The following is a 19,837-nucleotide window of genomic DNA, read 5'->3' as shown; positions in this document are numbered from 1 at the left end:
CTTAGTTCGGTGATACCCGGGCCACGAACGCCGCACCCGACCAGGCGGCTCGCACGCCTGCTGGTCGCGCTGACGGCCGGGATCGGCCTGAGTGCCGCGCCGGTGCTCGCCCCGGCGGCTTCGGCCGACACGGGCACCGCGGCCGCGGTGGCGCCGTCCACCACGGGCGGCCCGCTCGGCCCGAACGTCTACGTGTTCAACCCGTCGATGTCGCAGAGCTCGATCCAGTCCACGCTCGACGCCATCGCCGCCCAGCAGATCCCCAACCAGTTCGGCACCCAGCGCTACGCGCTGCTGTTCGAACCGGGCACCTACGGGTCCACCGCGGATCCGCTGGTGTTCCAGGTCGGCTACTACACCGAGGTGGCCGGTCTGGGCAAGAATCCGTCCGACACCACGATCGTGGGACAGGCCGACGTCTTCAACCAGTGCACCAACGGCGACCAGACCCAGTGCTTCGCGCTGGAGAACTTCTGGCGCTCGCTCTCCAACCTGACCGTCGACGTGGCCGGCGGCTCCGGCTGCACCGGCAACACCGAGTTCTGGGCCGTCTCCCAGGCCGCGCCGATGCGACGGGTCGCGGTCAACGGCGGCGTGACGCTGATGGACTACTGCGACGGCTCGCCGGACTACGCCAGCGGCGGGTTCATCGCCGACTCGTCGTTCACCGGCGGGACCGTGGTCAACGGCTCGCAGCAGCAGTACATCACCCGCGACAGCGCGCTCGACGGCTGGTCGAACGGGGTGTGGAACCAGGTGTTCTGCGGCGACCCGGGCGCACCGGCCCAGTCGTTCGCGCCGAACGCCGGCGACGCCGGCGGCCCGGCGCCGTACACCACGCTCGACACCTGCCCCACCACGCGCGAGGAGCCGTACCTCTACACCGACTCGGCCGGCCACTACAACGTGTTCGTGCCCTCGGTGCAGACCTCGAGCAGCGGTCCCAGCTGGGCGAACGGTTCGACTCCGGGCAGCTCGCTGCCGCTGAGCTCGTTCTTCGTCGTGCAGCCGGCGACCTCGGTGGCGCAGATCAACCTGGCGCTGGCGCTCGGCAAGAACCTGCTCTACACCCCGGGCGTCTACCAGGTGCCGTCCACGATCCACGTGCTGTGGCCGGACACCAAGATCGTCGGCCTGGGCTTCCCGACCCTGATCCCGACCCGGGGCAACGTCACCATGGACGTCACGGGCCTGCCCGGAGTGAACCTGTCCGGACTCATCTTCGACGCCGGACCGGTGACCTCCTCCTCCCTGCTCGACCTGCACGGCCTGCCCGGCAGCGCCTCGCTGTCCTGGTACAAGTCCGACCCGACCACCATCGACGACGTCTTCTTCCGCGTCGGCGGCGAGGAGGCCGGCTCGGTCAAGACCGCGTTCATCGACGACGCCAGCGACTCGATCATCGACGACGTGTGGTCCTGGCGTGCCGACCACGGCGCCGGCGGCGGCTCGTGGACGTCCGACACCGCGGACACCGGCCTGGTGGTCGGCGGCGACGACGTGACCGCGTACGGCCTGGCGGTCGAGCACTATCAGAAGTATGAGACGGTGTGGACCGGGCAGGGCGGCACCGTGCTCTTCTTCCAGAACGAGAACCCGTACGACGTGCCGAGCCAGAGCGCGTGGATGGCCGGTCCGACCCAGGACGGCTACCCGGCGTTCTACCTGCCGAAGTCGGTGAAGTCGTTCCAGGGCTACGGCATGGGCGTCTACTCCTACTTCAACCAGGGTGTGCCGATCGAGAACTCGATGGCCATCGAGGCGCCGGACTCGCCCAACGTGCAGTTCCACGACATCCTGACCGTGTTCCTCAACGGTTCCGGCGGGATCGAGTCGGTGATCAACGGCACCGGCGCGCCGGTGAGCTCGACCTTCGGCGGTCCGAGCGACCTGGTCTCCTACCCGTGAGGAACGGCCCGACAGGGCACTGACACCGCGTGAGGCGATCGCCCCGCCGGCCGAGAACGCCGGCGGGGCGATCGCCTGCTGCGTGAAGGATGCGGGCGGGCACCCGACCGGGCGACCATGCTAGACTTGGGGCTCATCGGATTCTGAGCAGCGCAAATAGCGCCTTGATCCGGGCTCACGGACGAAGTTAGCGCATGGGGAGCGGGATGTCAAGCGAACACGACGAACTCGCGCACGAGCAGGACTACGTCGGCATGCTCTACGCGCGGCTCGACCAGATGCGCGAGCAGGCTTCCGGCACCCTCGGCGGGGTGCGCGGCGCCGCCGCCGGTACCCGGCAGTACCTGGTCGAGCGCGACGTCGCGGCGCGGGAGCTCGGCGGCCGCGTCGCCCGGATCGACGCGGCCGAGGACGGCTTGTGCTTCGGCCGGCTCGACCTGGTGGACGGGGAGCGCTACTACATCGGCCGGATCGGGATCAGGGACGAGCAGGCCGACGGCGAGCCGCTGCTGCTCGACTGGCGCGCCCCGGCGTCCCGCGCCTTCTACACCGCCACCAGCGCCGCACCGCTCGGCGTGCGCCGCCGGCGGCATATCCACACCCGGATGCGCACCGTCGTCGGCATCGACGACGACGCGCTCGACCGCGGCGTGCTGGACGAGCCGGACAGCGTCGGCGCCGGCTCCCCATTGGTCGGCGAGGCCGCGCTGCTCGCGTCGCTCAAGCGGGCGCGCACCGGGCGGATGCGCGACGTGGTCGAGACCATCCAGACCGAGCAGGACTCGGTGATCCGCGACCGGCTCGCCGGCATCCTCGTCGTGCAGGGCGGTCCCGGCACCGGCAAGACCGCGGTGGCGCTGCACCGCGCCGCGTACCTGCTCTACACCTACCGGGAGCGGCTGGCCCGCTCCGGCGTGCTGATCGTCGGGCCGAACCAGACCTTCCTGCGCTACATCTCCCACGTGCTGCCCGCGCTGGGCGAGACCAGCGCCGCGCTGCTGACCGTCGGCGAGCTGTTCCCCGGCGTCCGGGCACGCGCGTTCGACGCGCCGCACGTGGCTGAGATCAAGGGCCGTACCCAGATGGCAGAGGTCATCGACCGGGCCATCAAGAACCTGCGACGCCTGCCGGAGCCGGACGAGCCGCTGGAGGTCGTGGTCGACGGCGTGACCTACCGGCTCGACCGGGAGACCTGCGAGCAGGCCCAGGCGAAGGCGCTGGACACCGAGGAGCCGCACAACGTGGCGCGGCCGGCGCTGGTGGACCACATCCTCGAGGCGCTGGTGGACCAGGCCGTCACGCGGCTGGCCGAGGATCCCTTCGCCGGCCTCGCCGCCGAGATCGTCGAGGCCATCGAGGCGGACCTGCGCGAGCACGGCCTCTCGCTCGACGAGGAAGGGCTCGCCGAGGGCGAGGACCAACTGCTGCGCGCGGTCGACCGGGCCGAGCTGCGGCGCGCGCTGGAGCAGGAGCAGCCGGTGCAGGCCGCGCTGAACTGGCTGTGGCCCGAGCTGACGCCGCAGCGGCTGGTCAACGAGCTGCTGAGCGCGCCGTACCTGCTCGACGAGGCCGCGCCCGACCTGAGCTACGAGGAGCGCGAGTCGCTGCGCCGCGAGCCCGGCGCCGAGTGGACGACGTCCGACGTGCCGCTGCTCGACGAGGCGGCGGATCTGCTGGGCGCCTTCAACGCGGAGCGCGCGGCGGCGGAGCTGAAGCGGCGCCAGGAGATCGCGTACGCGCAGGGCGTGCTCGACATCATGGCCGGCTCGCGCTCGACCGACCTCGAGGACCCGCGCGAGGAGATCGTCGCGGTCACCGACATCATCAACGCCGAAGCGCTGGCCGACATGCAGGCCACCGCGGATCTGCGCACCGTGGCCGAGCGGGCCGCGGCCGACCGGACCTGGACCTTCGGCCACATCATCGTCGACGAGGCGCAGGAGCTGTCGGCGATGGCCTGGCGGCTGCTGCTGCGGCGCTGCCCGAGCCGCTCGATGACGCTGGTGGGCGACGTGGCCCAGACCGGTGACGCGGCCGGCGCCGGGTCCTGGTCGCAGATGCTCGAACCGCTCGTCGGCGAGCGCTGGCGCGCGGTCGAACTGACCGTCAACTACCGCACCCCGAGCGAGATCATGAAGCTGGCGGCGAAGGTGCTCGCGCGGATCGACCCGCAGCTGCGTCCGCCGCACGCGGTGCGGGACTCCGGGCTCGAGCCGGTCCAGGAGAAGGTGACGGCCGAGGAGCTGCCGAGCAGGCTGGCCGAGGTGGCCCGGGAGCGGGAGGCCGCGTTGGACGAGGGCAAGCTGGCCGTGATCGTCCCGTCCAGCCGTGCCAGCGAGCTGACCGCCGCGGTCTCCGCGGTCCTGCCGCAGGCTTCGTACGGCGCACTGCCGGATCTCGACCGCCGCATCGTCGTCCTGACGGCACGTCAGGCCAAGGGCCTCGAGTTCGACTCGGTCGTCCTCGCCGACCCGGAGGCCATCGCGGCCGACGGCCCGCGCGGCGAGAACGACCTGTACGTCGCGATGACCAGGACGACCCGGGAACTGACGGTCCTCACGGTCGGGTGAGGATGAAGGTCAGCGCGCGCTGGTGCCGAGCGCGGTGAGAGCGTCTCCGGTCAGCCGGTTGACGGTCCACTCGTCCATCGGCACCGCGCCGATCGAGCGGTAGAAGCCGATGGCGGGCTCGTTCCAGTCGAGCACGGACCACTCGAGCCGTCCGTACCCGCGCTCGACGCAGATCCGGGCGAGCTCGGCGAGCAACGCCTTGCCGTGGCCGCCGCCGCGCGAGGTCGGGCGGACGTAGAGGTCCTCCAGGTAGATCCCGTGCACCCCGGTCCACGTGGAGTAGTTGAGAAACCACAGGGCGAAGCCGACCACTTCGCCCGCCTCGTCCTGCGCGATGTGCGCGAAGACGGCCGGCTGCTCGCCGAAAAGCGCCTCGTGCAGTTGCTGCGGCGTGGCTTTGGCGTCGCTGAGGGCCTTCTCGTATTCGGCGAGTTCACGCACCATGGCGTGGATCTGTGCGACGTCTTCGGGCTGTGCGGGTCGGATCATGCTGGAAGCCTAAGGGACGGCCTGAGACGCAGGCGAGCGACCTCTGCCTACTCGGATTCGCGGGTGTCGAGCAGGACGGGGTCGAGGAAGGTAAGAGTGCCGCGATCGGCGTCGAGGCGGGCCTGGACTCCGATGGGGTAGGTCTGCATCGCGGTGTTGTGGCCGATGTCGGCGCCCGCGAGCAGGGGGACGCCGAGGTCGCCGAGGCGTTCCACCAGCATGGCTTCGATCGCCTTGGGATCGCCGCACTCGGTGAAGCTGCCGAGGATGATGCCGGCCACACCCTTGAGGTAGTTCGAACGGCGGATCTGGGTGATGATCCGATCGAGCCGGAATGGGCGCTCGTCGACGTCCTCGAGGAGGAGAATCGCGTCCTGCGCGGGGTAGGACGTGTCGGTGCCGAGGTTCGTGGCGAGCAGGGTGGCGGTGCCGCCGAGGGTCATGCCCTCGGCCGTGCCGCGAACCACCGTGCGGTGGTTCTTGAAGGTCAGCCCGCTGACGTCCGCGGGGGTGAACAGCAGCCGCATCAGTTCCTTGAAATCGTACTCGTCCACGCCCTCCCGGAACCCCTGGCACGCGACCATGGGGCCGAACAGCGACACCCAGCCGAGCTTGACCGCGAGTGCCTCGAGAAGCGCGGTGGCGTCGGAGTAGCCGACCACGACCTTGGGCCGGGTGGGGTCGACCAGGCTCCAGTCCATCTTCTGCAGCGCCCGCTGCACGCCGTAGCCGCCCTTGGCAAGGAATACCGCCGCGTACTTCGGGTCCGTCAGCGCGCGGGTCAGGTCGGCGACGCGCTGCTCGTCGTCCCCGGCGAGGTAGTCGTACATGGTTCCGCCGGCAAGGGCGGAGGGGAACGCCTCGGCCTTGAGCCCGACCTGCGCCATCGCCTGCATGCCCGACTCGAGCTTGGCGGGCTTGTCGATGGGCGAGCTCAGGCAGACCACGGCCACGTGGTCGCCGGGCTTGAGGGCTTGCGGGCGGAGCAGCGTCATGCCGGTTCTCCAGCTGATCTTGTCGGTCAGGCGAGGGCGCGCGGATCGGTCATCAGGTAGGTGGTGAGCACCTGCACGCCGAAGGCGAGACTGTCGGTGGGGACGTGCTCGTCGACGCCGTGCACGTACTGCCAGGCGTCGAAGCCTTCGGGGGCGCGGCCGGGGACGAAGCCGTATCCGGGAATGCCGAGGCGGGCGAACGACTTCGCGTCGGTGCCGCCGCTCATGCAGTACGGGAGCACGAGCGCTTCCGGGTCGTGGGCTCGCAGGGCCGCGGCGATCGCCGCGAAGTCGGGCGACCGGTGGTCGGCGCTGACCGGCCCGTTGCAGCGGCCGGTGCGGCTGATCCCGGGGCCCAGCAACGCATCCACGGTTTCGAAGAACTCTGTTTCGGTGCCGGGCAGGATGCGACCGTCGAGCGCGGCGGTGGCTTCGCCGGGGATGACATTGTGCTTATACCCGGCGTTCAGCATGGTCGGGTTCAGGGAGTTGGCCAGGGTGCGTGCCACCAGCTGCGCCGCGGATCCGAGCGGACTGAGGTCAGACGGATCGATCGGGCGTCCGAAGTGTTCCGCCAGGCCGTCGAGCAGGGCCCTGACGGTCGGCGAGATGTGGACGGGCCAGGCGTACGCGTCGATGCGGCCGATCGCGGCGGCCAGCTTGACCAGGGCGTTGTCGTCGTTGCGGCGCGAGCCGTGGCCGGCTGTGCCGCGCGCGGTGACGGTCATCCAGGCGGAGCCGCGTTCGGCGGCCGCGATCGGGTAGAGGCGTCCGCCGTCCGGCAGGCGCACGAGGTGGCCACCGGACTCGCTGACCGCCGCGGTCACGCCGTCGAACAGGTGCGGATGCTGCTCGACGAGGAAGGCGGCGCCGTACTCGCCTGTGTCCTCTTCGTCCGCGACGAACGCCATGACGATGTCGCGCGGCGGACTCTGGCCGGTGCGCGCGAGGTGGTGCACGAACGCCAGCATCATCGCGTCCATGTCCTTCATGTCGAGGGCTCCGCGGCCCCAGACGGCTCCGTCGCGGATCTCGCCGGCGAAGGGCGGGAGACTCCACGCGGCCGCTTCGGCCGGGACGACGTCGAGGTGGCCGTGGACGAGCAGGGCGGGTGCGGTCGGGTCGACGCCGGGGATGCGGGCGATGGTGTTGGCCCGGCCCGGCGCGGATTCGAGGACGATCGGATCCAGGCCCGCGTCGGTGAGCTGTTCGGCGACCCACTCGGCCGCCTCGCGCTCGCCGCGGCTCTCCCCGTTGCCGAAGTTGCTCGTGTCGAAGCGGATCAGCCGTGAGCACAGCTCGATCGCGTCGGTGGACAGCCGTGCTGCCTCGGTCTCGTCGATCATCACAGCACCATGATTTCCCGGAACAGGGCGAGTTCGGCTTCGAGCGCCGCGGCGAGGGTCGACGCGTGCCGGAATCCGTGGCCCTCACCCGGGAACCGGAAGTAGACGCGGCAGATATCAGGGCCATGCTGCTCGCGCGCGGCCTCGACGAAGCGATCGGACTGGTCGATCCGGCAGATGCTGTCGTTCAGCCCGTGCATCATGATGAAGGGCGATCGCAGGTCTTTGACGCCGATCAGCGGCGAGACCCGGCGGTAGAACTCGTCCGAGTCCGGCGGAGTTCCGCCGAGCAGCGTGAAGAGATAGCGGCTCTCGAAATCATGAGTCTGGCCTTCGTACCAGGTGAAGGGGTCTGCGATCGGATAGCGGATGGCGCCGCAGCAGAACACGTCGGTGTGGGTGAGCCCGCCGAGCGCTGTCCAGCCCCCGGCCGACCCGCCACGGATCGCGATCCTCGCGGGGTCGGCGAGCCCTGCTGCGGCCAGCGCCTCCGCGACGCTGACACTGTCTTCGACATCGACGACGCCCCAAGCGCCGTTGAGCAGCTCGCGGTACGCGCGGCCGTACGTCGTCGAGCCGCCGTAGTCCACGGACGCGACGGCGAATCCCCGGCTGGTGAAGAAAGAGAGAGCCAGCGAGCGGGACGCGCCGGTCGTGCTCGTCGGGCCGCCGTGGACGTCGATGATGAGGGGCGGCAGCTCGTCGGGAGCGACGCCGTGGTGCGGGTTCGTGGGCGGGTGGTAGGTGAAGTGCACGCTACGGCCGTCGCGTCCTGCCGCAGTGCGACGCTCAGGCTTCGCATACCAGAGCTCGTATGGATCGGTCGCGATTCCGTCAGCGGGCGGACACGTGTGCGTCGTGCCGGAAGGGAGGCTGACGCGTAGAGGCGCCGGCCGGGACGTCGCGCTCGCGCCGATCACCGCGACGGCGTCCGCGCTGCCGGAGACTCCGACCTCGAATTCAGTCCAGCCGGGAGCCAGCTCGGTGAGCGAACCGCTTGCCGGGTCCCAGATGACGAGCTGCTGGCCGCCGACGCCGTGCCGGAAGACGACGCCGGAATCGGTGACGGCGAACGAGGTCGCGCCGACGCGCCAGATGGCGTGCGAGCACTCGCTCTGCATCGGCAGCACGCATTCCACCTTCACGTCCGCCGGGCCGGCGCCGAGGTCGACGCGGTGCAGGTTCCACCATCCGTCGGGATCGGCCATGGCGTAGAGGCGGGAAGCATCGGCCCACTCGGCCTGGGACACGGACACGCCCGGGCCGCCCAGGACGCGTACGGGGTTGCGAGCGACACCGTTCACGAGATCGGTGACCATCAGCTCACTGGTATCCCAGGGCATGTCAGGGTGACTCCATCCGATCCAGCTCAGGCGCTTGCCGTCGGGGCTGATCCGGATGCAGGACAGGAAGTGGTGCGAGCGCGCGACGACGCGAACCGCGAGCGGTTCCTCGGCGGCCGAGCCGTCGAGCGGCACGGCGACGATGTCGCGGTAGGTGATCTCCGCGGGATCGGAGTCGTTGCCGACGTCGGTGCGGGTGGTCTCTCGCACACACCACACTTCTGTGCCATCGGGCCCGAGGACGGGGTCGGCGTAGCAGATCTCGACTCCCGCGGGGTCGGGCGGAGTCAGCGCGAACGGCACGACGGCCAGGGCGCCCGCGGTGAGAGCCGGCTCCGCGTGGGACGGCAGCGGCTCGACCCGCGCCCCGTAAAGCCTACGATCGGACTGCTCGGTGAAGACGACGAGGTGGTCCGCGCCCGCGTCGTGCCCCAAGGCCGAACCGGCCCCGCCTGCCACGGCCAGATAGGGCCGGCCGCCGTAGCCGATGGCGCCGTTCGAGACCTTCCACGCTCCACCGAGCACGTCCCAGATGGCGCCGTCGGCCCCGTCGGCGCGCCATCGCAGCAGTTTGACCGCGGCGTCGGTGGTGCGCGACGCGCACCACCACGTCTCCGCTCCCACCACCGACGCCCAGCTCGGGCCGCCGAGTCCGGCCGCCACCGCATCGGACGTCAGCGGCGAGGCCCAAAGGCCGCAACGCGCCTCTCGTACCCGCGCAATGTCGGCTCGCGCCATCTGAAGCTCCTTCAACCCGTCGACATACGGCATCCTCCTCGCCCTCCTTCCCGGTCCGAGGGGAGCGGACACGGACCGATATCGGCGGACGGCCACGCTCCGATGCTCGCCTGCCGACCGCCGCGCCGCGGTGCAGGCGCGACGCGACGCGCCGCCCGGCGCCGACTCATCAGATCAGCAGCCCGCCGTCGACGGACAGGACGTGGCCGGTGATGTACGACGCGGCGTCGGAGGCGAGGAAAACGGCGGCGCCGGCCACGTCCTCGGGCGCGCCGACCCGGCGCAGCGGCGTCCGGGCGATGGTGGCGTCGAGCATCTCCTGCGGAGCCGGGCTGACCATGTCGGTGTAGATGACGCCGGGCGCGATCGCGTTGACCCGCACGCCCTCCGGCCCGAGGTCGCGCGCGGCCGACCTGGCCATCGTCGCGATGGCCGCCTTCGTCGCCGAGTAGGCGGTCAGCGCGTCCCCGCCGACGCCGCCCACCAGCGAGGACATGAGCATGGCCGACCCGCCGCCGTTCCGGCGCATCGACGCGGTCGCCGCCTGGAGCACGGCGAAGGTGCCCACCAGGTTCACCGACACCAGGCCGCCGAGGTCGGCCGGGGTGATCATCCCGAGCGGGGTGAAGCGGAGGATGCCGGCGTTGGCGACGAGGATGTCGAGTTCGCCGTGCTCGGCGGTGATCTCGGCCACCAGCGCTTCCACGGCCTCGAAGGTGGCCTCGGCGGTGGCGTCCTCCAGCACGTCCAGCTGCATCCCGGTGACCTGGGCCCCGGTCTCGGCGGCGATCGCGTCGGCCGCGTCCTTGGCCGCCTGCGCGTCCCGGCCGGTCAGCACGACCTCGGCGCCCGCGGCGGCCATCGCCCGGGCACAGGCCCGGCCGATCCCGCGGGTGCCGCCGGTGATCAGCGCGAGGCGGCCGGTCAGGATGGTCTCGGTCACGTGGATTCCCTTCACTGCGCGAAAGAAAAGCCGCAGCAGAGCGCTGCGGTGCGCTCATGCAAGCACTCCGCGTCCCGCGCGCCCAACGGCGGTCGGAAGCGTTCGGGAGCGCGCCCGGCCGGGGAATTCGCGTTGATCAGCCTCCTGCGCCGCGTTGACGATCCGGCCCGGCCGCCGGTACGCCGGCCGCCTCGCGGAAGCGGGCGAACTCGGCGGCCAGCGCCGCCGCGCTCCAGTGCGCGTTCAAGCCGCTCGGGTTCGGCAGCACCCAGACCTTGCTGTGCGCCATCGGGTCCGGCTGCGGTCCGACCTGCGCGTCGCGGCGGGCGAACGCCGTGCGGTACGCCGTGACGCCCACCACCGCGATCCATCCCGGCCGGAACTCGGCCGCCTTCTCGGCGAGCTTGCGCCCGCCCTCGCGCAGCTCGTCCGCGGTGAGCTCGTCGGCGCGGGCGGTGGTGCGGTCGACGACGTTGCTGATGCCGAGGCCGAGGGCGAGCAGCTCGCGCTGGCGGGACGGGACCAGCAGCTCCGGAGTGAAGCCGGAGGCGTACAGCGCGGGCCAGAACCGGTTGCCGGGGCGGGCGAAGTGGAGGCCGACGGCGCCGGACCACAGGCCCGGGTTGATCCCGCAGAACAGGACCTTGAGCCGGGGTGCGATGACGTCGGGGATGAGGGCGTCGCGGGCGGCCTCGAGTTCGGCGGCGGTGGGGCGGGGCGGCTTGGGGGAGGCTGGGCCGGTGCTCATCCGCCCATCCTCCCCCATGCCTGCGCGCCCTAGGGCTCCAGGACCAGCTTGTTCTTCGTCGCGGCCAGCACCGCGGCGCGGGTGAACGGCCACGGCAGCGTCTTCTGGTTCTGCCACAGCGGGAGCTGGTCCAGGTAGTTCGGGTCCTTCACGTGGCCCGAGGCGCCGGTGAGGTTGACCCAGGTGGAGTGGTCGAGGTCGCTCAGGTCCACCACCATCCGCATCGACGGCACCTCGTTGACGTCGAACCCTTCCGCGATGTCGAAGCCGTTCGCGTCCACGACCGCGGAGCCGCCGGCCACCGGGATCGCGTCGCCGTTGAGGAACGACTTGACGATGCCCGGGCCGCCGGTGCCGAGGGTCTGGTTGGTGGGCGTGAGTGTGTGCAGGTCGCCCCACTGCCACTTGCTCGCGTCGGACCCGTACTTCTGCGACAGGTACTGCGCGGCCTGGTCCATGGCCAGACCCAGCAGCGCGTCACGACCGTGCACGGAGGGAGCCGACGGGTCCGACCACCAGTCGCTGGACGCGTCCGGCAGCAAGTCGCTGACCACGGTGAACCACCGGTCGCCGCCGTCCACATCGACGGACGACGGCAACTTGCTCATGAAGGCGTCCTTGAGCAGGTAGTAGTAGACCTCGTAGAAGTACGCGGCCGCAGCCGAGTTCGCCGGGGTCGTGAAGTTCCAGTTCGCCAGCAGTGCCTTGTCCGCGGCCGTAGACGAGGCGGTCGGCGCGGATTCGAGGTAGGGCACGAGAGTCTCGGCGAACTCGTTCGTCGTGTCGGCCTCGATCGCGCGCATGCCGTCCGCGTCGATCTTGCCGCCGTTGCTGGTCGCCTGGGTCAGCCGCTGGGTGATCTCGTTGGCCCGGTATCCGTAGTCGAAGTCTTTCGAGAGCAGATACGGATAACCCGAGGAGGAGATGATCGGGTTGTTCGCGGTGACGATGAATCCGGCCTTCGGGTTCAGCTCGTGCGGCAGCTCGTCGAACGGGATGTAGCCGGTCCACTCGTACGCGTCGGTCCAGCCCGGAACCGGCCACGTGCCGTCACCCGCCTTGCGGATCGGGATCTGGCCGGGCGTCTGGTAGCCGATGTTGCCGGAGGTGTCGGCGTAGATCATGTTCTGCGACGGCACGGCGAAGTCCTTCGCCGCGGCCCGGAAGCTGTTCCAGTCGGTGGCCTGGTCGACCTCGAACAGCGCGTCCATCGTCTTGGTGGGCGTCAGCGCCGTCCACCGCAGAGCAACGGCATATCCCGCGCTGCCCCGCGCGGGCGCCGCGTCGTCGCCGCTCGCCGAGGCTGAGGCTGAGGCCGAGGCCGAGGCCGATACCGGAGCGACTGGAGCGTCCTTGCCGACGGAGGCCAGATCGGTGTCGGCGTCGGATACCAACGGTCCCTGATTCGTCTGCCGGACGGTGATCGTCACGGGGTCTCCGCCGGCGACCTTGATGGTCTCTTTGTGTTCGGTCAGCGGCACCTGGCGACCGTCGTAGAGGTACGTGTCCCCGGTGACCTTCTCCAGCACCAGGTCCGTCACGTCCTCGGTCCCGTTGGTGAAGCCCCACGCGACGGTGTCGGTATGCCCGATGACGACGCCCGGCGTGCCCGGCATGGTGAACCCGGCGACGTCGTAGGGGCAGGCCGCGTCCACGGTCGTGCAGTGCAGGCCCATCTGGTACCAGATCGAGGGCAGCTCGGGCCCGAGGTGCGGATCGTTTGCCAGCAGCGGCTGACCGGTCGTGGTGAGCGAGCCGGACACGACCCACGAGTTCGAGCCGACGCCTTGCACCTCGGGCGAGAGCGTCTGCGGCAAGTCCTTGATCAGTGTGGACAGCTGCGACATCGCACCCACGGCCCCGGCCGGCAGAACAGTGGAAGCCGTCGACGCGGTGGGCGTCGCGTTCTGATCGAAGGCGCCGTCGGCCACGGCCCCCTGGTTGACGATGTCCGGATGCGAGGACGGGTAGTCCGGGAAGAGCTGGTCGACCTGAGCGGTGGTCAGCTTCTGCGTGGAGAGCGACCGGTCGATCTCGTCCTGCAGGTTATCCCGCAGGTCCCAGGCCAGGGCCTTGAGCCAGGCGATCGAGTCGACCGGGGTCCAGGCGTAGGGCGTGTACGAAGTCTGCAGGCCCAGGATGGCGTACTCGACACTGGCCTTCGCGCCCGTATGGTCCTTGAGATAGGCGTTGACCCCGGCCGAGTAGGCCAGCAGGGACGCCTGGGTCGAGGGCGAGAGCTGGCTGTACTCCTGCTGCGCGATCGAATACCAGCCCATGGTGCGGATGAACTCGTCCGTGGAGAGCTGGCTGGAGCCGAACATCTCGGACAGGCGCCCCGCGGTGATGTGCCGGTAGACGTCCATCTGCCAGAACCGGTCCTGCGCCTGCACGTAGCCCTGAGTGAAGAACAGGTCGTGCGAGGACGCTGCGTAGATCTGCGGAACGCCCTGGGCGTTGCGGTCCACCTCCACCTGGCCGTCGAGGCCGGGGACGGTGAGGGTGCCGGAGACCTGGGGGAACGAGGCGTCGACAGTGTGGTGGATGTACCAGGCCCCGCTGCCGGTGACCACCAACAGCAGCGCGACGAGGACCAGAGCAGTGATCTTCGTCTTACGGAGACGTTTACGGCGCTTGGGCGCGGGCTGGGAATCGGGCTGAGGTTCGGGCGGGGAGTCCGGCTCAGGCTCGGCTTGGGCGTCAGGTTCTCGCCCTGGCTCCGGCTCGGCTTCCGGCTCCGCTGCCGACTCGGTTATCGAGTCGTCCGCCGCCATCGGCTCATGTTCGTCCCGCTCGCTCATCCGCTCGCCTTCACGCCTTCGTGCTACTGACCGGTAATCGCGTCGCCTAAGATACGGGGCCGACAGTCTGGTGAACAGGCCCTGAAGCGACCGCCGCGACCGGGTCGGACTCCGCGAAGGCCGCCATGACATCGTGGGATATCTACCGGAGGTGGACGATGACCGACATGCTCATCCGTGACGTGCCCGACACCGTGATCGCCGCTCTCGACGCACACGCGGCCCGGTTGGGCCTCTCCCGCAGCGAGTACGTCCGGCGCCGCCTCGCCCAGGAAGCCGCCGTCGACGACAACCCGGTCACGGTCGAAGACCTCTCGCACTTCTCCGCCTTGTTCGGCGACCTGGCCGACCCGGGAGTGATGGGCGAAGCATGGCGATGACCGCCTGGCTGATCGACAAGTCCGCGCTGGTGCGCCTCGCGCAGAGCCCCGACGCGGGCGAATGGGCGCTCCGGATCGAGCGCGGCCTCGTCCGGATCACCACCGTCACCCGCCTCGAAGTGGGCTATTGCGCGCGCAGCGGCACGGACCTTCGCAGTGGATTGCGACGCCCACCACTCTCCTCGATGCCGGTCGAACATCTGACCCCGGCCGTCGAGGAGCGGGCGCTCGAGGTGCTCGCGCTGCTCGCCGACCGCGGACAGCACCGAGCCCCGTCCATCCCGGATCTGCTCATCGCCGCCACCGCCGAGCTGGCCGGACTGACCGTTCTGCACGACGACAAGGACTTCGACCTGATCGCCGAGCTGACCGGCCAGCCGCTCGAACGGCTCACGCCGTCCTGACGCACCTGCGAGAGCTTGCGAGAGCTGCCGCCGTCTCCGGACCGGTCCTTAACCAGCCCGGAGAAAACCGGTGGCGGACACCGCGCCCGGGCGTTACCGTCGGGGACATGGAGACCAGCCGACGCATTATCGCCGCGGCCGCCCGAGCTACCCGCTCCGCGGCCGCCGCCCGCAGCTGATCTCCCTCGCGCTCTCGCGCGCCGGCGGCCGGACAGGCCGTCCGCCGCCGTCGCGCGCATCGCCTTGCCCGGCCGCCTTCCGTGACCCCCCGCCCGGAAAGGCTCCCGCGCCATGGACACCACCCATTCCACCCTCGTCCAGACCTTCGTCGACTTCTACCGCGAGCGCGGGCACCAGCCGCTGCCCGGCGACTCGCTGATCGCGCCGCCCGGTGACCCCGTGCTGTTCACGACGGCGGGCATGCACCACCTCACCCCGTACCTCGAGGGCCGGCCGCATCCGCTCGGGAATCGGCTCGTCGGCTCGCAACGCTGCCTGCGCACCACGGACCTCGACGAGGTCGGCGACCGCAGCCATCTGACCGTGTTCGAGATGCTGGGCACCTGGTCGCTTGGCGACTACGACGGCGAGCAAAGCCTGCGCTGGGGGTTCGAGTTGCTGCGCGACGGATTCGGTCTGCGGCCCGGGTCGCTGCACGCCACCGTCTTCGGGGGCGACGACGTCCTTGGCCCCGACACCGAATCGCTCGAGGTCTGGCAGGATCTCGGCGTTCCGGTGGAGCCGACGCGCGGCGAGGAGAACTGGTGGTCGAACGGACCGACCGGGCCGTGCGGACCGGACAGCGAGATCTTCGTGTGGACCGGCGACGGCATCCCGTCCGGCACTCCGACCACGGATCCGCGTTGGGTGGAGATCTGGAACCACGTGATGATGCGCTACCGCCGCCATGACGATGGCACGCTGACGCCGCTGCCTCAGCGCAACATCGACACCGGCCTAGGTCTCGACCGGCTCGCGACGGTTCTTCAGGGAGCCGACTCGGTCTATGGCTGCGACATCTTCGCGTCGTGGCGCGAGGTCGTAACGCAGCACTGGGATCTCGACGAACGCGAGCAGCGCATCGTGATGGACCATCTGCGGTCGTGTATCGCGATCATCGGGGACTGCGTGCTGCCGGCGAGCGGCGGTCGCGGCTACGTGCTGCGCCGGCTGCTCCGCAGGGTACTGACGATCCTCTGGCGCGAAGGCAGGCCGTCCTTCACTCTGGGCGATCTGCCGATCGAGCTCTTCGCGGAGACGCTGGACCACTTCCACCGGCTCGACTTCCCCGGCGGGCCGGAGACGGTCCGCTCGGTGGTCACCGATGAGGAACGCCGGTTCGTGGGCCTGTGCGAACGCGGCCGACGCGTCCTGTCGCGGTTCTCAGGCTCCGTACTCAGCGAGGAGGACTACAGCTTTCTGCATGAGACGCACGGGCTGCCGCGCGAGATCGTCGACCTGTTGCGCAGGCAGGAGAATCAGAGCAACGAGCTGATCCACTCGGAGACCGCGTCAGTGATCTGATCCAGCACCGGCTCCTGGGTCTTGCGGACGGCGAACTCGTGCGTGCCGGCCGGCAGGGCGACGAGCCGATGTCCCTTCGGCAGCTCGGGGAACTCCGCGAGCCCACCGAAGGCGTCGGCCGCGCCCTGCACCACGAGCGTCGGCAGGCCGGTGCCGAGCAGTTCGGGCGCACGCGACTTGTCCGGCTTGCCGGGCGGGTGCAGCGGAAAGGCCAGGGCGAGCACGCCGGCGGCTCCGGTCTCCAGACCGGTTCGGCAGGCGACCCGCGCGCCGGCGCTGCGTCCGCCGACGAACAGCGCAACGCCGTCCGGCAGGGCTTCGGCCCGGTAGGCCGGGATGAGCACGGTCCAGGCGGCGTCGAGGGTCTTCGGCGCCGGGGCCAGCCGCTTTCCGGCCACCCGCCACGGCTGCTCGACCAACGCGACCTCGATCCCGGCGGCCGGGAGCGCCGCCGCGAGCGCCTGGAGGTCGGGTGCCTCGATCCCGCCGCCCGCGCCGTGGCTGACCGCCAGCGCGGCACGGCGCCGGCCGACGGCCGGGAACCGGGTGATCCGGGCCTGGCCGGGCGGCGTCTCCACCAGCATCTGCTGCATGGGCCGCATCCTACGGCGAGTCCGATCAGACCTCGCGCATCGCCAGGGTCTCGGCGAGGCTTTCGCCGCTGCGCTCGGCGAGCACACGGCGCGCCTTGACCTGCGACCTCGTGCGCGGACGGTACTCCGGGTGGTGCTGGCAGCCGCACAATACGAAGCCGTCATACCGCAGCCCGGCACCCAGCACCGCTTCGACCGCGGCCCACCCGCTATCGTCACGGCGGCGCGGCGCGGCGAAGTCGTGCCCTGCGTTGGCCATGGCCTCACCGCAGCGCGGGCACGGATGAACGGCGCTGTCCCATGCATACTTGTTGCTCTGGCGACAGGTCACACATACGTAGTGGACCTTGGGATTCACCAGGAAGGCTCGCCTGCACATGGAAACAGCCTACTGCGCATAGATGATCGGCTGAATTGTTTTTGGGGCATGGTGACTTGGGGTTAGTGGTGTGGACGGCCGCTTCGCGTCGCCTGGTTCGTCTGACCACTCGCCCACCCGTTGCGTGGGCGGGGCGGGCTGGGGTTTCAAGATCTCGCCTCCGGCTGGGGCCTTCCCTCGGAGAGAGATGCCGGAGTCTGTGGGGTGGTGTGGTTGGTGGGGCGGGCTGGGGTTCGGGGTGGTCGGGTTGCGGGTGCGTGCTCTCTCCTCGGTCGGGCACCGGAGGCAATCAGGAACCTGTCGGGAGGTCTAGCGGCGGTAGCTTCCGCTGATGCTCGATCTTGCATCGCGCCGCTTGACCTCCCGGCAGAACCCTGATCGGGCTTCGCCTGCCCGACCGAGGAGAGAGCCCACCCCCTGAGGTCCGGTGCGAGCTGCGCTCGGGCCGATTCCCGTCCTGTGGCCCGGCCGCGCTCGATCCGGAAGGATCCTGCACCACCCTGATCCGACCATCCCGATCATCGATCCGCGCGAAGGGTCCCCTGGGCCGGCCGCGCCTGATGCTGAATCCTGCATTGCCGTTCTGGGCCGCTCTTTTCTCTTCTCTTCCTCTAACGCCGGGGAACGCGCCAGAGTGCCCGAAATCTCCGAGATTTTTGCTTATCCGGTGAAAGCCTGATGCGCGGTTTTTGTCGGTGGTGGCGTCTAGCATGGAAGTGTTCGGGAGTTTCGGGGCTCGTGTCGGGAGGGGTGGTGAGGTGACCGAGAAGCATGACCGTTTGCTCGCGCATGACGCCAGGCCGGAAGATCCCGGGCTGTATACCGCATGGAATCGTCACCGTCCGACACGCACGAGATGCAGGAATTCCCCTCCGAGTGCGACCAAGCCACGCGATTCCGCGCATTGCGTGAGCGCGGGGTGGATCAGACCAGGTCGATGCACAAATCTTCCGCATCAGGCCGGCCGAGTCACCGGCCCCTTCGCGCGGATCGAGAACCAGGATGCTCAGATCACGGCGATGCAGAATCCTTCCGCACCGAGCGCGGCGCCGGGCCACGGGCCGGGACTCGGCCCGAGCGCAGCTCGCACCGGACCCTCAGGGGGTGTGTTCTCTCCTCGGTCGGGCAGGCGAAGCCCGATCAGGGTTCTGCCGGGAGGTCAAGCGGCGCGATGCAAAATCGACCATCAGCGCAGGCCGCCGCCGCTTGAGCTCCCGGCAGGTTCCTGATTGCCTCCGGGGACCGACCGAGGAGAGAGCACGCCCCCGTACCCGACCACCCCGAACCCCAGCCCGCCCCGCCACGCCAGCAACCACGAAGCCCCGGCACTCTCTCCGAGGGAAGGGCCCGCCAGCGGCGCCTTTCGATCTTGAAACCCCAGCCCACCCCGCCAACGCAACGGGTGGGTGGGTGGCCAGACGAACCAGGCGACGCGAAGCGGCCGCCCACACCGCAAACCCCAAGTCACCACGCTCCACCAGTACTCAACCGATCATCTAGTCGCTCAAGTCGAGCGCTGTCGTCACACCATCGGTTAACCAATCCGCATGAGCAAGCGACGAGCGGGGAGCAGCACGCGGCCGTGCCTGAATACGCGACCTTCGCGAATAAGCCGCGGCGTGTGATCCGCTTGCTCGGGTAAATTCGAGCCCATGCGTTTCCCCTTGCCGCTGCGCCTTGGCGACCGAATCGCCGTCACGTCCCCCTCCAGCGGCGTACCCGACGCCTTGCGTGCCCGCCTGAGAACGGCGATCCAGACCGTCGAGGCATACGGGTACGAGGTGATGGTGGGCGAATGCATGGACGGCACCGGGCACGTCAGCGCGGACGCGCCCAAACGGGCGCGCGAGCTGACGGCGCTGCTCACCGATCCGTCGGTGCGCGCCGTGGTGCCTCCTTGGGGCGGGGAGACCGCTATCGATCTACTGGAACTGCTCGACTGGCCCGCGATCATGGCTGCCGAGCCGACCTGGCTTGTCGGCTTCTCCGACATGTCGACCATCCTCACGCCGCTGACCTTGCGGACCGGAATCGCGACCATCCACGGCAATAACCTGATGGACACCCCATATAGAGCCCCCGAAGGACTGCTGACCTGGCTGGACCTCGCCGCCGCGGGCCCGGGTGCGACGCTGCGCCAGGACTCGCCCGGCCGTTACCGCGCCGAGGGCTTCGACGACTACCGGAAGAATCCCGGCGTGCGTGAACTCACGCTCGACACGCCCGGCCGCTGGATCCGCCTGGACCGTCCGGAGCCGGTCGAGGTCACCGGTCGCTTGATCGGCGGCTGCATCGAGACCCTGTGCCACACGGCCGGCACACGCTATGGCGACGTGGCGGGTTTCGCCCGCGAACACGCCCCGGAAGGTCTGATCGTTTACGTCGAGGCGGCCAGCGACGACGCCTTCACGATCTGCCGCTCCCTGCACGGCATGCGCCTGGCCGGCTTCTTCACCAACGCCAACGCCGTCCTCGTCGGGCGCACTCGTGCCGCTGACGCCGCCAGTCTCACCCAGCACCAGGCCGTCCTCGACGCCCTGTCCGCCCTCGACGTGCCCATCATCGCGGACGTCGAGTGCGGGCACGTCGTGCCCTACATGCCCGTCGTCAATGGAGCCCTGGCCCGGCTCACCTACAGCGACACCGAAAACTCGCTCACTCAGACCCTCGCGTAAG

15 protein-coding genes are annotated in these 19,837 nt (G+C 70.0%); 6 read left to right on the top strand and 9 right to left on the bottom strand.

The window, feature by feature from the left end:
• The first annotated feature begins 9 nt into the window (after positions 1-9).
• A complete protein-coding gene (locus tag ACTRO_RS38130; RefSeq protein ID WP_084316851.1) occupies positions 10-1,908 on the top strand; it encodes a pectate lyase family protein in 1,899 nt (632 codons plus the stop codon).
• Positions 1,909-2,114: 206 nt separating this feature from the next.
• Positions 2,115-4,478 (top strand): HelD family protein, encoded by a 2,364-nt coding sequence (locus ACTRO_RS38125; RefSeq protein WP_034271121.1) that lies wholly within the window; start codon positions 2,115-2,117, stop codon positions 4,476-4,478.
• Positions 4,479-4,487: 9 nt separating this feature from the next.
• Here ACTRO_RS38125 and ACTRO_RS38120 read toward each other — a convergent pair whose 3' ends face one another.
• The 7 genes from ACTRO_RS38120 to ACTRO_RS38090 all read right to left on the bottom strand — a co-directional run bounded on the left by ACTRO_RS38120 (position 4,488) and on the right by ACTRO_RS38090 (position 13,881).
• On the bottom strand, positions 4,488-4,967 hold the full coding sequence (locus ACTRO_RS38120; protein WP_034271118.1) for a GNAT family N-acetyltransferase: 480 nt from the start codon (positions 4,965-4,967) through the stop codon (positions 4,488-4,490).
• 47 nt (positions 4,968-5,014) lie between these two features.
• Positions 5,015-5,962 carry a S66 peptidase family protein gene (locus tag ACTRO_RS38115; RefSeq protein ID WP_034271115.1) on the bottom strand — a complete coding sequence of 316 codons (948 nt, stop codon included), beginning with the start codon at positions 5,960-5,962 and terminating at the stop codon, positions 5,015-5,017.
• Positions 5,963-5,988: 26 nt separating this feature from the next.
• Positions 5,989-7,308: a M20/M25/M40 family metallo-hydrolase gene (locus ACTRO_RS38110; protein ID WP_051452031.1), complete on the bottom strand. Its 1,320-nt coding sequence runs from the start codon at positions 7,306-7,308 to the stop codon at positions 5,989-5,991.
• Positions 7,308-9,389: a S9 family peptidase gene (locus ACTRO_RS38105; protein ID WP_063628345.1), complete on the bottom strand. Its 2,082-nt coding sequence runs from the start codon at positions 9,387-9,389 to the stop codon at positions 7,308-7,310. Before ACTRO_RS38105 ends, ACTRO_RS38110 begins: the two co-directional genes overlap by 1 nt.
• A 169-nt stretch (positions 9,390-9,558) precedes the next feature.
• Positions 9,559-10,332, bottom strand: coding sequence for an SDR family NAD(P)-dependent oxidoreductase (locus tag ACTRO_RS38100; RefSeq protein ID WP_034271112.1), 774 nt, complete (start codon positions 10,330-10,332; stop codon positions 9,559-9,561).
• Between the two features lie 136 nt (positions 10,333-10,468).
• Positions 10,469-11,080, bottom strand: coding sequence for a G/U mismatch-specific DNA glycosylase (gene mug, locus ACTRO_RS38095; RefSeq protein ID WP_034271109.1), 612 nt, complete (start codon positions 11,078-11,080; stop codon positions 10,469-10,471).
• Between the two features lie 29 nt (positions 11,081-11,109).
• Positions 11,110-13,881, bottom strand: coding sequence for a penicillin acylase family protein (locus ACTRO_RS38090; RefSeq protein WP_245594610.1), 2,772 nt, complete (start codon positions 13,879-13,881; stop codon positions 11,110-11,112).
• Between the two features lie 158 nt (positions 13,882-14,039).
• On the opposite strand from ACTRO_RS38090, the gene vapB reads away from it, so the two are divergent.
• From vapB to ACTRO_RS38075, 3 genes are all read left to right on the top strand, one after another.
• Positions 14,040-14,261 carry a type II toxin-antitoxin system VapB family antitoxin gene (vapB, locus tag ACTRO_RS50585; RefSeq protein WP_034271106.1) on the top strand — a complete coding sequence of 74 codons (222 nt, stop codon included), beginning with the start codon at positions 14,040-14,042 and terminating at the stop codon, positions 14,259-14,261.
• The gene (locus ACTRO_RS38080) at positions 14,252-14,665 is read left to right on the top strand and encodes a PIN domain nuclease (RefSeq protein WP_034271103.1); all 414 of its coding nucleotides are present in this window, start codon (positions 14,252-14,254) and stop codon (positions 14,663-14,665) included. Before vapB ends, ACTRO_RS38080 begins: the two co-directional genes overlap by 10 nt.
• 291 nt (positions 14,666-14,956) lie before the next feature.
• Positions 14,957-16,189, top strand: coding sequence for an alanine--tRNA ligase-related protein (locus tag ACTRO_RS38075; RefSeq protein ID WP_051452029.1), 1,233 nt, complete (start codon positions 14,957-14,959; stop codon positions 16,187-16,189).
• Here ACTRO_RS38075 and ACTRO_RS38070 read toward each other — a convergent pair.
• Together ACTRO_RS38070 and ACTRO_RS38065 are read right to left on the bottom strand one after the other, a co-directional pair.
• Positions 16,144-16,782 carry an alpha/beta hydrolase family protein gene (locus tag ACTRO_RS38070; protein ID WP_034271100.1) on the bottom strand — a complete coding sequence of 213 codons (639 nt, stop codon included), beginning with the start codon at positions 16,780-16,782 and terminating at the stop codon, positions 16,144-16,146. The genes ACTRO_RS38075 and ACTRO_RS38070 overlap by 46 nt on opposite strands.
• Before the next feature lie 25 nt (positions 16,783-16,807).
• The gene (locus ACTRO_RS38065; protein ID WP_034271097.1) at positions 16,808-17,041 is read right to left on the bottom strand and encodes a hypothetical protein; all 234 of its coding nucleotides are present in this window, start codon (positions 17,039-17,041) and stop codon (positions 16,808-16,810) included.
• A gap of 1,772 nt (positions 17,042-18,813) precedes the next feature.
• Between ACTRO_RS38065 and ACTRO_RS38060 the strand changes: the two genes are divergently transcribed.
• Positions 18,814-19,836 carry a S66 family peptidase gene (locus ACTRO_RS38060; RefSeq protein ID WP_034271095.1) on the top strand — a complete coding sequence of 341 codons (1,023 nt, stop codon included), beginning with the start codon at positions 18,814-18,816 and terminating at the stop codon, positions 19,834-19,836.
• The last annotated feature ends 1 nt before the right edge of the window (position 19,837 follow it).

Source organism: Actinospica robiniae DSM 44927 (assembly GCF_000504285.1).
Taxonomy (GTDB): Bacteria; Actinomycetota; Actinomycetes; order Streptomycetales; family Catenulisporaceae; genus Actinospica; species Actinospica robiniae.
Note: the sequence above shows the minus strand (reverse complement) of the source record. Positions and strands in the feature narration are given on the sequence as shown.